Source organism: Kitasatospora sp. NPDC093102, from assembly GCF_040683915.1.
In the GTDB taxonomy this organism is placed as follows: domain Bacteria; phylum Actinomycetota; class Actinomycetes; order Streptomycetales; family Streptomycetaceae; genus Kitasatospora.
This window is the reverse complement of record NZ_JBFBFA010000064.1, coordinates 12,755-28,278: the sequence shown is the minus strand read 5'-3', so window position 1 is coordinate 28,278 and position 15,524 is coordinate 12,755. Positions and strand designations below refer to the sequence as shown.

Genomic DNA, 15,524 nt, shown 5'->3' with positions numbered 1-15,524 from the left:
GGCCCGTCGGGCACCGGTTCATCACGGTGCCCGACGGGCCGCGGGCTCAGCACGCCGCAGGCTCGGCGCGCGACGCCGTCGGCGCGCGGTGCGGTCCACGCGCGCCGGCGGCGAACGGATCGTGTCAGGAGGCCCCGGCGGAAGCCCCGGCCCTCCGCGCCACGCCCGTCACGAGGCGCTCCTCGCGCGGGACTTGACGTCGGCGAGGACGCCGCTCAGGTCCGCCAGCAGCGCGGCCTCCTCCGGCCTGAGGTAGAAGTGCCCGCCGGGCAGCACCAGGATCCTGAAGGCGCCCCGGGTCAGTTCCGCCCAGCGGCGCATCTGGTCCGGGGTCACCTGGGTGTCCTGGTCCCCGGCGTAGCCGTACACCGGGCAGTCGAGCAGCGGCCGCGGGCCCCCATCGAAGCCGTCCACCAGGCGGTAGTCGGCGCGGACGGCGGGGAGGACGATCTCCCGCAGGCCGGCGTCCTCGAAGATCTCGGCACTGCGCGCGTCGAAGCTCACGACGTGCGCGATGATCTCCTCGTCCGTGCCGAAGATCACCGGTCGGCCGGCCAGCGCGTGCGTCGGCCGGCGGCCGGAGACGCACAGGGCGGCCGGCGGGCACCCCCGTTCCTGGAGGCGCAGCGCCACCTCGTGCGCCACCGTGGCCCCCATGCTGTGACCGAAGAACACCAGCCGGTGCCGCGTCAGATCGGCGAGCGCGTCGGCGATGTCGTCCACGAGGTCTTCCAGCCGGGACGGGATCGGGTCGCCGAACCGGTCCTCCCGGCCCGGGTACCGGACGGCCAGCACCCCGACGTCCGAAGGCAGTCGGGGGGCCCAGGTGCGGAACGTGCTCGCCCCCGCGCCGGCGGGAGCGAAGCAGACGAGCTTCGTGTCGCAGCTGTCGTCGTCCCGGTAGCGCCGTATCCACAGCTCATCCGCCGAGGTCACCCGAGCTCGCCTCCGGCCTTGGCGAGGACGGGGCTCCCGGCGTCCCGCGGGACGCGCCGGGCGACGATCGAGTCGAGGATCTCCCCGCTTCTCATCGCGAGGTTGGACAGCAGCGAGGAGGTCAGGCCGTGGGTGTGCTCGGTGCCGCCCTGGAGGTAGATGCCGCACCGCAGTTCGGGGGCGGTGGCGATGCGGTAGTCCCGTTCCACTCGGTACCGGCCGGCCTCGCCGCGCAGGCAGAACCGGTCGAGGTCGCCGAGCAGGCCGGTGGGCTCCATCGCGTCGTAGCCGGTCGCGCAGACCAACGCGTCGACGGCGAGTTCGCGCACCTCGGCGTCGGGCCCCTTGTGCAGGATGACGCGGGTCTCGGCGCCGAGCCGCTTGACGTCGGCGACCCGGGTCAGGTTGAGGAACTCCAGACGCCTGACGCCCCGCACCTCGTCGTCGTACCACCTGCGGTACAGACCTCTGATCACGTCGTCGTCGACGACCGAGTAGTTCGTGTTGCTGTGGTACCGCCAGAACGCGTCCCGGGTCTGCTCGGTGCCGAAGTAGTAGTCGTCCACGGCACTCGGGTCGAAGATCTGGTTGGCGAACGGGGAGTCGTCCGCGATGGAGTAGCCGTAGGACGGGACGACCGCGTACACCTCGGCGTGCGGCAGCTCGTCGTACAGGAACCTGGCGATCTCGGCGGCGCTCTGGCCGGCTCCGGCCACCGCCACCCGGCACAGTTCCCGGGGGTCCGTCCGGCGGAACCTCTCCAGGAACTCGGAGCTGTGCCACACCCGTTCGTCCCGCTCGACGCCCTCGGGCATGCTCGGGACGAGCCCCGTGGAGATCACCACGTTGCGGGCCTCGATCGTCCGGACGCCCCGGCCGGTGGCGTCCACCACCTCCACCCGCAGGTGGTCCGCCCGCTCCGGCTCGGCGTCCGACGGCAGCCGGATCGACCGGACCTCCGAGCCGTACGCGACGCGCTCGGCCACCCTCGCCTGCGCCCATTCAAGGTACTGGTGGAACTCCTGGCGCGTGGGGAAGAAGTCCTGGTTGTTCACGAACTGCGGGAGCCGGCCCACCGCGTGCAGGTACGCGATGAAACTGAAGCTCGACGTCGGGTTGCGGAAGGTGGCCAGGTCCTTGAGAAAGGAAATCTGCATGGTCGCCGACGGCAGCAGCATGTTGCGGTGCCATCCGAAGGAGGCCTGCCGCTCCAGGAAGAGGCTGCTGATCTGGTTTTCCGTACCGTTCGCCCGGTGTTCCTCCAGGGCGACGGCGAGTGACAGGTTGGACGGGCCGAATCCGATTCCGACCACGTCATAGGTGCCGCTTTCACGATCACTCATAGAGATTCCCTCCGCTCGTCGGCCAATGATTTCCGCCTCAAAAGGCTCAGGTCCAAGCGGACTTAATTTCCACGGCCGCGCCGCCAATGTAGACCCGATTTGCTGCACCGCTCAAGGAACCGGCCCCGGTCGACGCGGCACCGTGAATTCAACGCGGCCGTGGGCGCTCGGGCCTCGGTGTCCCGCCGACGGGACAGGGCCTGCCGGGCTTCAGAGGACCCGGCCCTCCCGCGTCCTCCTGCGCAGGGCCGGCCGGTTCGACTGCTCCAGCCGTTCCAGCGTGTCGGACAGACCGGTGACGGTCCGGGTGGCGAACAGCGTGCGGATGGACACCTCCAGGTTCAGCTCCGCCCGGATCAGACCGACCAGCCGGATCGCCCGCAGCGAGTTGCCCCCGAGGTCGAAGAAGTCCGCGTCGATGCCGACCTGGTCCATTTCGAGCACGTCCGCGAACGCCTCGGCCAGCACCCGCTCGGTGGGGTTGCGCGGTGCCCGGTAGACCCCGCCGCCGAACTCGGGCTCCGGCAGCGCCGACCGGTCCAGCCTCCCGTCGGCCGTCACCGGCAGGCGGTCCATCATGGTGACCACCGACGGCACCATGAACTCCGGAAGCCGGTCGGCGACGAACCGGCGCAGTTCCTCCTGCCCGGGGCCGGTCCGGCGGCCGGGGTCCGCGCCGTCGGCGCCCTCCTCGCCCGCCGAGACGGCGTAGGCCACCAGTCGCCGCTGCCCGGAGGGGTCCTCCGCGCCGACGACCACCGACCGGGCCAGCCCGGGATGCTCGGACAGCACCTCCTCGACCTCGGCCGGCTCGACCGGGACGCCGTGGACGCGGATCCGGGCGCCGGCCCGGCCCACGTGGTGGAGCCGCCCGTCGGCGTCCCGGCGCACCCGCTCGCCGGTGCGGTACATGAGCCCGCCGGCCGGACCGAACGGACAGGGCACGAACCGCTCCGCGGTCCGCCGGGCCCGCCCGGGATGGCCACGCGTCACTCCGGGCCCGGCCACGTACAGCTCCCCGACCACGCCGGCGGGGACCGGCGCCAGGCCGGGCCCCAGCACGTACAGGGCGGTGCCGTCCGCCGGGCGGCCGATCACGCCGGCCCGCACCGGCTCGCCCGGTGCCAGGCTGTGGCAGGCGGCGAACACGGCCGCTTCCGTCGGGCCGTGACCGCTGACGATCGTCAGGTCGGGGCACGCCGCCCGCACCCGCCGCAACGCGGCCGCCGGCACCTGGTCGCCACCGGTCCACACCTCGCGCAGCCCGGCCAGGCGCTCGGGGCGGTCCGCCGCGATCGCCGAGAACCGGTCCGCCGACAACCACACCGAGCGGACCCCGTCCGCCGCGGGCCTCCCGCTCGGGGCGTCGGCGTCCGGCACGCCCGCGGCGGCCACGACCACCCGACCCCCGTTCAGCAGCGGCACCCACAGTTCCAGGGCGAGCGCGGCGGAGCCGTGCGGCGAGTGCCACAGCACGGTGCCGCGGCCGCCCTCGCTCCAGTGGCGGTCCGTGACGAGCCGCTGCAGGTTCCGGTGCGTCACGGCGACGGCCGCGCCCGCTCCGGAGCCGTACATCACGGCCACCAGGCCGTCCGGGTGCGCCGGGACCGGCCGCGCACCGGCGCCGTCTCCGTCCGCGGGCTCCGACCGGAGTTCGTCGAACAGGAGCGTGGGAACGTCCAGGTCCGCGATGGGCGTCGCGGCCGTCACCGCGTCGGTGAGCAGCGCGCGCACCGACGCGTCGTCCACCGCCGGCCTGATCCGCTCCACGGGCACCGCCGGGTCGACCGGCAGACAGGCCCCGCCCGCCTTCACCACGCCCAGCAGGGCGACGGCCAGGTCGACCGATCGGGGCAGGGCCACCGCCACGACCGTCTCCGGCCCGATGCCCCGGCGCCGCAGCGCCCCGGCGAGGCGGTCCGACCGTTCGTCCAGTTCCCGGTACGAGAGCGCGAGGTCCCCGGACACCACCGCCACGGCGTCGGGGTCCGCCGCCACCTGACGGGCGAACAGCTCCGGCACCGGGACGCCGCTCGCGTCCGGCGCCGCCGGTACCCGCTCCCGCTCGACTCCGTCCGACAGGTCCAGCGTCCCGACCGGCCGCGCACCGGCGGCCACCAGCGCGTGGACGGTCGCGATCAGCTCCGTACCGATGAAGCGCAGTTCCGCGCCGGAGTACAGGCTCGCGGGGGCGTCGAGGCGCAGGAACAGGTCGCTGTCCGCGCTCCCGTCCCGGTAGAGGCCGATCGACAGTTCGTCGAAGGCCCCCACCGTCGCGCCGAGGTGGCGCGCGGGACTGTCGGCGAAGTGGAGTTCCTCGGCGAACTCGACGATGTTGACGACGGTGCCGAAACCGCCGCGGCCGGTCGGGTCGATCCCGCTCACCCGCTGGATGTCCGAGTAGTGGCAGGCGGTGTGGCCGGCGATCTCGTACGTCTCGTCGACGATCGCGTCGGCGATCTCGGCGAAGGTCGCCCCGAGCGGGACCCGCACCCGCACCGGCACCACGTTCACCGCCAGGCCCGGCGTCCTGCTCGCCTCCCCGACCCGGTTGCCCACGGCCAGCGAGAGGACGAACTCCGGCAGGTCGCAGCGGTGCCGCAGGTACACGGCCGCGGCCGCGGTCAGCAGCGAGGACGTCCAGACGCCCATGGACTCGGCGGCCTCGGTCCACGCGGCCGCCTCGGCGTGCGGGATGGTCAGGGTCCGGCTCACCATGCCGATGGACCCGGCCAGCTGCGACCAGCGGTCGGCCTCGCTCACCGGTTGCGCGAGCTCGGAACGCGCCGCGTCGGACAGGACCACGCGCGGCACCTGCGCGGGCTCCGGCGCGTCCGCCAGGTAGTCGCGCCAGAACTCCGTGTCGCCGGTGAACTCCGGGGAGGCCTCGTAGTCCGTCACCGCCGTTGCGTAGGACTCGGCGTCCCACGGGTGCGGCGGCTGCGGTACGTCCGCGCCGCGGCGCAGCGCCGTGTACACCTCGGCCAGACGCCGCGACAGCAGCCCGCCGGCGCCGAAGCCGTCCGAGATGAGGTGGTGGTAGGCGATCACCACGAGGGAGCGGGCCGCCGCGAGTCGGACCACGCCCAGTCGGAACAGCAGGTCCCGCTCCAGGTCGAACGGTTGCCGCAGCATTTCGGCGAGCACTTCGCGTGCCGCGCGCCCGGGGTCGGCCTCGGCGCTGAGGTCCAGGAAGAACGGCCGCCAGTCCCCCAGTTCCCGGGGAACCAGCCGCAACCCGTCTCCGTCGTCGACGAAGGTGACGCGCAGCACCTCCGCCTCCGTCATGACGCGCAGGAATGCCGATTCCATGACCGCCGCATCCAGCTCGCCGTTCACGTCCCACATGGTCAGCGCATGGTTCAGCGTTTCGGGGGAAACTTTCTGGGCCAGCCACATCCCTTTGTGCGCGGCCGACGCACCAAATGAACGCATACGAATCAACCCTTCGGTGAACGGGCCGGAGAATTGGCGGAATTAATGGATCTCCCCACTTTCACAGAGGCCGATCCGCCGGGTCAAGGATGTCCCGGCGGCGGGACGGCCAACGCGGAGACGAGGTACCCGGCGAGCAGTCGCGGTGACGGATTGCGCAGCACCACGGTCGGTTTCAGTTCGAGCCCCGTCGACGCGGCGAGCCGTTTGCTCAGCTCCATCGACAGCACCGAGTTGAATCCGGTCTCCTTGAACTCCCGGTCGGGGTCGAGGTCCTCGCCGGAGCGGTGCCCGAGCACGGCGGCCACCTTCTCCAGGACGTGTTCCAGCGCGAGCGCCTGCGCGTCGTCGTCGGGGCGGGCCGAGAGCAGCTCCGGCAGCGTGCGGGGCTGTTCATCGGCCGCGGACGGCTCGGTCGAGGACGGTCGTGCCGTGACCTCCGCGCGCGCGGAGTCCAGCCAGTACCGCCGCCGCTGGAAGGCGTACGTCGGGAGGTCCACGCGACGGCGCGCCCCGACCAGGGCCTCCCAGTCCACGGCCCCTCCCCGCACGTGCAGTTGGGCCAGCGATCCGACCAGGGCCTGCGCCTCTCCCCGGTCCCTTCGCGACGACGACAGCACCACCGCGTCTTCCGTGCCCTCGACGATCTCCTGCACCGGGACGGTCAGCACGGGGTGCGGGCTCATCTCGATGAACACCCGGAAGCCGTCGTCCACCAGCCGCCGGGCGGAGGACTCGAAGAGGACCTTCTCGCGCAGGTTGTCGTACCAGTACTCGCCCGTCAGCTCCGCGGTGTCGACGACTGCGCCGTGCAGGGTCGAGTAGAAGGGCAGCGTCGACGTCCTCGGCTCCACCGCGGAGAGCGAGCCGATCACCTGGTCCCGGACCCGCGCCACCTGGTGCGAATGGGAGGCGTAGTCGACCGAGATCCTCCGGGCCTGCACTCCTTCGGCCGTCATCTTCGCGACGAACTCGTCGAGCGCGTCCGGTTCCCCGGAAACCACGACCGAGCGGGGCCCGTTCACCACGGCGAGGCTCAACCGGTCCTGCCACGGGGCCAGGCACTGCGCCACGTGGTCCGCCGACTCGGCGACCGACGCCATCCCGCCGTACCCGATCAGGCCGACCAGGGCCTTGCTGCGCAGCGCCACGGCCCTGGCGGCGTCCCGCAGCGACAGCGCACCGCACACGTAGGCCGCGGCGATCTCGCCCTGGCTGTGTCCCACCACCGCGCCCGGTTCCACGCCCCAGGAGCGCCACAGGTCGGCCAGGGACACCATCACCGCGAACAACGCCGGCTGGACCACATCCACCCGGTCCAGGCCCGGCGCGCCCGCCACGCCGCGCACCACGTCGAGCAGGGACCAGTCGACCCACTCGGACAGCGCGGCCGCGCACGCGTCCAGGGACCGCGCGAAGACCGGGAAGGCGTCGTACAGCTCCCGGCCCATGCCGGCCCACTGCGAGCCCTGGCCCGGGAACAGGAAGACCGTGCCGCCGAGGTCGCCCGCGACGCCGCGGACCACCCCGGCGGGCTCCGCGCCTGCGCTCAACGACGCGAGCGCGCCGAGCAGTTCGTCCCGGTCCCGGCCCAGCACCACCGCGCGGTGCGCGAACCGCGAGCGGCTCGACGCCAACGACCAGGCGACGTCGGCGACGTCCAGGTCAGGATCGGCGGCGGCAAGCGCACGCAGCTTCTCCGCCTGCCGTTCCACCGCCGCCGCGCTCCGGCCCGACACGACCCACGGAACGAGTCCGCCGGCGACCGTGCCCGGTGCACGCCCGTCCGCCGGCTCCGGCGCCGCCTCCTCCAGGATCACGTGCGCGTTCGTGCCGCTGACTCCGAACGACGACACCCCGGCCCGCCGCGGACCGTGCGCCCGGGGCCACTCCCGCCCTTCCAGCAGCAGTCGGAGCGCACCGGAGGACCAGTCCACGTGCCGTGACGGCGTGTCGACGTGCAGGGTCTTCGGGAGGAACCCCCGCCGCATGGCCATCACCGTCTTGATCACGCCGCCGACCGCCGCAGCGGCCTGGGCGTGGCCGATGTTCGACTTCAGGGACCCCAGCCACAGCGGCCGGCCCGGATTTCGGCCCTGGCCGTAGGCCGCCAGCAGGGCGCCCGCCTCGATGGGGTCCCCCAGCACGGTCCCGGTGCCGTGGGCCTCGACCACGTCCACCTCGGCGGCCGTGACCCCCGCGTTCGCCAGTGCCCGCCGGATCACCTTCTCCTGCGCGAGGCCGTTGGGTGCGGTCAGTCCGTTGCTGGCCCCGTCCTGGTTCACCGCGGAACCACGGACGACGGCCAGCACGGGGTGGCCGTTGCGGCGGGCGTCGGACAGCCGTTCCAGCAGCAGCACGCCCGCCCCCTCGGCCCAGCCGGTCCCGTCGGCGCCGTCCGCGAAGGACCGGCACCGGCCGTCGGCCGACAGGCCCCGCTGCCGGGAGAACTCCAGGAAAATCGCGTTCGTCGACATCACCGAGACGCCGCCGGCCAGCGCGAGCGAACACTCCCCCGCGCGCAGCGACCGCAGCGCCAGGTGCAGGGCCACCAGCGACGAGGAGCACGCGGTGTCCACGGTCACCGCCGGCCCGGTCAGACCCAGTTGGTACGCCACCCGGCCGGACGCGACGCTCCCCGCGCTGCCCTGCAGCAGGTAGCCCTCCAGCTCGCCCTGGCCCCCTTCGAGGAAGCGCGACCCGTACTCGGACGAGCTCACCCCGGCGAAGACGCCCACGTCGGTCCCGCGCACGTCGGCGGGGACGATGCCGGCCCGTTCGAAGGCCTCCCAGGAGGTCTCCAGCAGCAGCCGCTGCTGCGGGTCGACGGCGAGCGCCTCGCGCGGGCTGATGCCGAAGAAGTCCGCGTCGAAGTCGGCCACGTCGGCCAGGAACCCGCCCTGGCGCACGTACGAGCCGCCGACGGCGTCGGGGTCCGGGTCGTACACGTCCCGCCAGCCGCGGTCCTGCGGGAACTCCCCGATCACGTCGCGTCCGTCGCGGACCAGGTCCCACAGCTCTTCGGGCGAGGACACGCCTCCCGGGTAGCGGCACGCCATCGCCACCACGGCGACCGGCTCGCCGCGGCCGGATCTCAGGGCGTCGTTCTCCTGCCGCAGGCGGTCGCGCTCCTCCAGCAGGGTGCGCAGTGCCTGCTCGACCCGGTCCGCGCCCTCCGCCCTGCGGTCCGCGGGATTGCTCACGTCAGTTACCCCTCTCGTCCAGGGCCAGGTCGACCAGTGCTTGTAGGTCCATGGCCGCCAGTGCGCCGGTACCGGTGTCGGCGCCGGCGTCCGTGTCCGCCTCCGCGCCGGTCCCCCGTTCCCCGGCGGTCGGGCCGGGCGAGTCGGCGCACGCCAGGAGCTGCTCCAGGATGCCCGCGGCGCGCAGCCTGTCGATCGGAATGTTCCGCAGCGCCTCCCGGACCTCCTCGTCGTCGGCCGGGCTCGCGTCCGGTTCCGGCCGGAGCCGGTCGAGGAGGTGTTCGCCCAGCTCACGGGGGGTCGGGTAGCTGAAGACGAGGGTGGACGACAGCCGCAGTCCGGTCTGGGCGGCCAGGCGGTTGCACAGTTCGACGGAGGTCAGCGAGTCGAATCCGAGCTGGGTGAACGCCTGGCCGGCGTCGACGGCCTCGCCGGCGGGGTGCCCGAGCACGACGGCGACCTGGTCGCGGACCCAGTCCAGGACGGCCGCCCCGGCCTTGTCCGGCGGCAGGGCGGCCAGCCTGCCGGGCAGGCCGAGCGGGCCGAGCGGGCCGCTGCCGGCGCCGGCGCCCGCCCCGGTCGCACGCGGACGGCCGCCGCCGGCGAGCTCGCGCAGGAGGTACGGCAGTTCGTCACCGGTCCGGTCGCGCAGCGCGGACAGGTCCACCCGGGCCGGGATCACGACCGGGTTGTCGATCGCGTACGCCGCGTCGAACGCGGCCAACGCACGGGGTGTCGGCATCGGGGCGACGCCCAGCCGCCGCACCCGCGCGAGATCGGCCTCGTCGAGGTCCCTGGTCATGCCGCTGGACTCCTCCCACCACCCCCAGCACATCGATGTGCCGGGCAGGCCGGACGCCCTTCGCTGGGCCGCCAGGCCGTCCAGGAACCCGTTCGCCGCGGCGTAGTTCGCCTGGCCCGCCGTGCCGAGCGTGCCGGCCAGCGCGGAGAACAGGATGAACGCCGACAGGGGCCGTCCCGCGGTCAGCTCGTGCAGGTTGACCGCACCGCCGGCCTTGGCGCGCAGCACGTGGTCCAGGCTCTCGGCGGTCAGCGACTCGACGGTGCCGTCCGCCAGCGCGCCCGCCGCGTGCACGACCGCTGTCAGCGGGTGGGCGGGAGGCAGGTCCGCGAGCAGGCCGGCCACGGCGTCGCGGTCCGCGACGTCGCACCGCACGACCCTGACGAGCGCGCCCGCCGCCTCCAGGTCCGCGACCAGCTCGGCGGCCCCCTCGGCCGCCGCGCCGCGACGGCTCGCCAGCACGAGGCTGCGCACACCGTGTTCGGCGACGAGGTGCCGCGCCACGAGCGAGCCCACTCCCCCGGTTCCGCCCGTGACCAGGACGGTCCCGCCGCCGAGGCCGTCGCCCAGTTCGAGGACCAGCTTCCCGGTGTGGCGGCCCTGGCTCATCTCGCGGAACACCTTGCGCACGTCGCGGATGCTGCGGACGGAGACCGGGTTGGGACGTGTCCGTCCGTCGGCGAACAGCTCCATGACGACGCGGAACATCTCCTGGATCGTCTCCGGGCCCGCCTCGTAGAGGTCGAAGGCCCGGTAGTCGACGCCGGGGTGGTCCGCCGCCACCTGTCGCGGGTCGCGGATGTCGGTCTTCCCCATCTCGACGAAGGCGCCGCCCTCGGGAAGGAGCCGTAGCGAGGCGTCGACGAAGTCGTGCGCGAGGGAGTTCAGGACGACGCCCATGCCGCGGCCGCCCGAGGAGTCCAGGAACCTGTCGGCGAACTCCAGGTCCCGGGACGACGCCAGGTGCGCGTCGTCCAGTCCCATGCTGCGCAGGACGGGCCACTTGGCCGGGCTCGCGGTCGCGAAGACCTCGGCGCCGACGTGCCGCGCGAGCTGGACGGCGGCCATCCCCACCCCGCCCGCCGCGGCGTGGATGAGGATCCGTTGGCCCTTCTCCAGGTTCGTCACGTGGAAGAGGGCGTAGTAGGCGGTGAGGAAGGCGCCCGGCACGGACGCCGCCTCGGCGTAGCTCCACCCGTCGGGGACGGGCACGAGCATCCGGTGGTCCGCCACGGCCACCCGGCCGAAGGCGCCGGAGAAGATGCCCGTCACCCGGTCGCCGGGAGCGAATCCGGTGACGTCGTGCGCCACCTCCAGGACGGTTCCGGCGCCCTCGCTGCCGAGCCCGTCGTCGATGGCCGTCCGCTCCACCAGCCCCAGGGCGATCGTGACGTCGCGGAAGTTGAGGCCCGCGGTGTGCACGGCGATGCGGACCTGTCCGCTGGTGAGGGGCGCCTCCACCTCGGGGCAGGCGATCCAGGTGAGGTTCTCCAGCGTCCCCCGGTCCAGGATGCCCAGCCGGTGGGCGCCGGCCGCCGGTGGTTCGAGCTGGTGCCGGGCGGGTGGCAGCGGCGCCATGCGGGGGGCGAGCAGGGCCCCGCGGCGCAGCGCCAGCTGGTCCTCGGCGAGGTCGAGCGCGTCGGGCAGCTGCGCCCAGGAGCTTTCCTCGTCGTCGATGTCCACCAGCCGGAACCTGCCGGGGTGCTCCGTCTGGGCGGACCTGACCAGGCCCCACACGGACGCACCGGGGAGGCTCTCCACCCCCTCCCCTCCGCCGGTACCGAGGGCCAGGCGGGTGAGCACCACCAGGGTGGATCCGGCCAGCGAATCCTCGGCGAGGAACCGTTGGACCCAGCCCAGGACGCGCGTGCCGGTGTCGCCGACCGCGTCGAGCGGGCCGGTCCCGGTGCCGGCGAAGTCCTCCGGGCAGACGACGAGGTACCGGGGTGATGCCGCCGCGAGGACGGCGTCCATGGACGGGTGGAACCGGGCGGTGTCGTCCGTCCTGAGGGCCCGCGAGGCCAGGCCGTCCTCGGTGCCGATGACGGCCCACGGCGCGCGGCCGGCCTCGCGCCCGCCGGGCCGGACCGGCCGCCACTGCAGTTCGTACAGGGACTGCTGGTGCCCGCCGCGTGCCGAGCGCAGCTGTTCGGCGCCGGCCGGGCGGAACGTCAGCGCCTCGACGTGGGCGACCCGGTGGCCGTTCCCGTCGGCGATGGCCACGGACACGGTGTGCCCGCCCGTCCGGGAGATCCGGATCCGCACGGTCGGGCCGCACTGCCCGGTCCGGGTCGCCCCGGACCACGAGAAGGGCATCCATCCCCGGCCCGGCCCGATCTCGATGATGCTTCCGGCCACCACGGCGTGCAGCGCGGCGTCCAGCAGCGCCGGGTGCAGGGCGAAGCCGTGACCGGCCGGGCCGCCGGCGGCCGCCGGCAGCGTGGCCGTCGCGAAGAGGTCGTCGCCGCGCCGCCACACCTCGTGCAGCCCGCGGAACGCCGGCCCGTAGTCGAAGCCCGCGGCCGCGAAGGAGTCGTACAGGGCGCCGGTGTCGAGCCGCTCGGCCCCGGCCGGCGGCCAGGTGGCGAGTGCTCGCGCGTCCTCGGCCGGGGCGGGCGCCGGCGCCGTGCCCGGGGTCAGGTCTCCGGTCGCGTGGCGGGTCCAGCCGCCCGCCGTCCGGTCGTCCGTGCCGGGACGCGAGTACACGTCCACGTGGCGGCGCCCGGTCGGGTCGGCGGCGCCGACGACGATCCGCACCCGTACGTCACCCGACTCGGGCAGGACCAGGGGGGTCTCCAACGAGAGCTCCCCGACCGCCGCGCACCCGACGAAGCCGCCCGCCGACAGCACCAGGTCCAGGTGGGCCGTCGCCGGTACGACGGCCATGCCGAACACGCTGTGGTCGGCCAGCCAGCCGTGGGTCCGCAGGGACCACAGCCCGGTGAACACCACCTCGCCGGTGCCGGGGTGGTCGACCACGGCGCCCAGCAGCGAGTGCCCGGGGTCCGCCAGCCCGGCCGAGGAGACGTCCGCCGTACCCGCTCCGGCCTGGAAGTCCAGCCAGTACCGCTGCCGCTGGAAGGCGTACGTCGGAAGGTCCACCCGCGAACGGGCCCCGAACAGGGCGTCCCAGTCCACGGACCGGCCCCGGACGTGCAGTCGGGCCAACGCGCCGGCCAGCGTGTCCGCCGCCCCGTGGCCGCGCCGCGACATCGACAGGACCAGCGCGTCGTCCGCCCCGGTTGCGGCGAACGCCTCCTTGGTGATGCCCGCCAGGGCCGCTCCCGGCCCGACTTCGAGGAAGAGGTCGGCACCGGCCGCACGGGCGCACTCCACCGCGGCGAGGAAGCGGACGGGCTCGCGGACGTGGTTCACCCAGTGCTCGGCGGACGTCAGCTCCTCCGGCGTGGCCGGCCGGCCCAGTCGGGTGGAGACGACCGGGACGGTCATCCGGCCCGCGGGGAGCTCGCCGATCGCCGCCGCGAACCCGTCCAGGACCGGGTCCATGAGCGGGGAGTGGAACGCGTGGTCGACGTCGAGCGGCTTCGCCGAGGTACCGCGGGCGAGGAGCAGTTCCCGCAGCTCGGCGATCGCGTCCCGGTCGCCCGAGAGCACCACCGAGTCCGGGCCGTTGACGGCGGCCACGCCGACGCGGTCGTACGGGTCGAGCAGGGCGTCCACCTCGGCCTGCGAGGCGCGTACGGCCAGCATGGCACCGCGCTCGGTGATCGTCTGCATGACCCTGCCCCGTGCGGCCACCAGCCCGGCCGCGCCATCCAGGTCGAGGGCGCCGGAGACGTGGGCGGCGGCGATCTCGCCGACCGAGTGGCCGATCAGCTGGTCCGGCTGCCCGCAGTAGTGCGTGACGAGCCGGTACAGGGCGACCTGCAGGGCGAACAGCGCGGGCTGGGCGACGTCGGTGCGCCGCACCCGGTCCGGCGCGGGCGCGTCGGCGAGGAGGAGGGGCTTCAGTGCGAAGGGCAGATGGGCGTCGAAGCGTTCGCAGACCTCGTCGAGGCTCCGCGCGAAGACGGGGAAGGCGTCGTACCACCGCCGTGCCTCCCCGGCCCAGGGCGAGCCCTGGCCCGGGAACAGGAAGACCGTGCCACCGAGGTCGCCCGCGACCCCGCGCACCACCCCGGCGCCTTCCGTGCCGTCACTCAACGACGCCAGCGCGCCCAGCAGTTCGTCCCGATCGCGGCCCAGCACCACCGCGCGGTGCGCGAACCGCGAGCGGCTCGACGCCAGCGACCAGGCGACGTCGGCGAGGTCCAGCTCGGGATCGGCGGCGGTGAAGTCGCGCAGCTTCCGCGCCTGCGCCCGGAGCGCCCCCTGCGAGCGGGCCGACAGGACCCAGGGCACCGGGGCGCCGGCAGCGCCCGGCAGCCGGTCCGCAGCGGGCGCCGGCTCCTCCTCGGGCGCCTCCTCCAGGATCACGTGCGCGTTCGTGCCGCTGGCCCCGAAGGCGGACACGCCGGCGCGCCGCGGCCGGCCCGGAGCGGCGGGCCACCGCCTGGCCTCGGTCAGCAGTTCCACCGCCCCGGTCGACCAGTCCACGTGGGTGCTCGGACGGTCCACGTGCAGGGTCCGGGGCATGGTCCCGTGGCGCAGCGCCATGATCATCTTGATCATGGCGCCGACGCCCGCGGCCGCCTGCGCGTGGCCGATGTTCGACTTCAGTGACCCGAGCCACAACGGCCGGCCCCGGTTCCGGCCCTGGCCGTAGGTGGCGAGCAGGGCCTGCGCCTCGACCGGATCGCCCAGCGTCGTACCGGTCCCGTGCGCCTCCACCGCGTCCACGTCCTCCGGCTGCAGCCGGGAGTCCGCCAACGCCGCGCGGATCACCCGCTGCTGGGCCGGTCCGTTCGGTGCGGTCAGCCCGTTGGACGCCCCGTCCTGGTTGACCGCCGAGCCCCGGATCACCGCCCAGATCCGCCGTCCGTGGCGGCGCGCGTCCGAGAGCCGCTCCAGCACCAGCACACCCGCACCCTCGGAGAAGCCGGTGCCGTCGGCCGCGTCGGCGAAGGCCTTGCATCGGCCGTCCGCCGCCAGGCCCCGTTGCCGCGACATCTCCCGGAACACCTGGGTCGTCGCCATCACGGTGGCACCGCCGGCCAGGGCCAGCGTGCACTCGCCCTGCCGCAGCGACCGCACCGCCTGGTGCACCGCCACCAGTGACGACGAGCACGCCGTGTCGATCGACAGCGCCGGCCCCTGCAGACCCAGCGCGTACGCCACCCGCCCGGACGCCATGCTCAGCAGGGAACCGGTCTGCCCGTAGCCCGCGATGGCCTCGGGGGTGGAGAAGTGGTTCCCGTACCCGAAGTACGCGACACCGGCGAAGACCCCGGTGTCGCTGCCGTCCAGGGTCTGCGGGTCGATACCGGCCCGTTCCAGGGACTCCCAGGAGGTCTCCAGCAGCAGCCGCTGCTGCGGGTCGGCGGCCAGCGCCTCGCGCGGGCTGATGCCGAAGAACTCGGCGTCGAAGTCGCCCGCCCCGCGCAGGAACCCACCCGATCGCGTGGAGCACGAGTCCGGCCGGTCGCCGTCCGGGTCGTAGAGGCCTTCCAGATCCCAGGCGCGGTCCTCGGGGAAGTCCGTCACCGCGTCCCGGCCCGCCCGCACCAGCTCCCACAGCTCCTCCGGGGACGCCACGTCGCCCGGGAAGCGGCAGGCCGCGCCGACGACGGCGATGGGCTCGGATGCGGCCTCCGTCAGCTCCTGGAGCCGTCGGCGGGTGTCCATCAGTTCGATCGACGCCCGCTTGAGGTAGTCGAGGACCTGGGCGTTGTCGTTGTCTGCCAT

Annotated in this window: 5 protein-coding genes; all 5 read right to left on the bottom strand. The window is 74.0% G+C overall.

What is annotated here, in order from left to right; all coding sequences use genetic code 11:
• Positions 1 to 168: 168 nt before the first annotated feature.
• Entirely contained in the window at positions 169 to 936 is a 768-nt protein-coding gene (locus AB0O11_RS36510; protein WP_363396010.1) for an alpha/beta fold hydrolase, read from the bottom strand.
• The gene (locus AB0O11_RS36505) at positions 933 to 2,279 is read right to left on the bottom strand and encodes a lysine N(6)-hydroxylase/L-ornithine N(5)-oxygenase family protein (protein WP_363396007.1); all 1,347 of its coding nucleotides are present in this window, start codon (positions 2,277 to 2,279) and stop codon (positions 933 to 935) included. Before AB0O11_RS36505 ends, AB0O11_RS36510 begins: the two co-directional genes overlap by 4 nt.
• 210 nt (positions 2,280 to 2,489) lie before the next feature.
• Positions 2,490 to 5,714 (bottom strand): AMP-binding protein, encoded by a 3,225-nt coding sequence (locus AB0O11_RS36500; protein ID WP_363396004.1) that lies wholly within the window; start codon positions 5,712 to 5,714, stop codon positions 2,490 to 2,492.
• An 83-nt stretch (positions 5,715 to 5,797) separates the two neighbouring features.
• A complete protein-coding gene (locus tag AB0O11_RS36495) occupies positions 5,798 to 8,917 on the bottom strand; it encodes an acyltransferase domain-containing protein (protein WP_363396001.1) in 3,120 nt (1,039 codons plus the stop codon).
• Between the two features lies 1 nt (position 8,918).
• Entirely contained in the window at positions 8,919 to 15,524 is a 6,606-nt protein-coding gene (locus tag AB0O11_RS36490) for a type I polyketide synthase (protein ID WP_363395998.1), read from the bottom strand.

Bases quoted from the DNA above. Each gene is read 5' to 3' on its own strand.
- AB0O11_RS36505 (WP_363396007.1), bottom strand. From the start codon at position 2,279: ATGAGTGATCGTGAAAGCGGCACCTATGACGTGGTCGGAATCGGATTC.
- AB0O11_RS36500 (WP_363396004.1), bottom strand. From the start codon at position 5,714: ATGCGTTCATTTGGTGCGTCGGCCGCGCACAAAGGGATGTGGCTGGCC.
- AB0O11_RS36490 (WP_363395998.1), bottom strand. From the start codon at position 15,524: ATGGCAGACAACGACAACGCCCAGGTCCTCGACTACCTCAAGCGGGCG.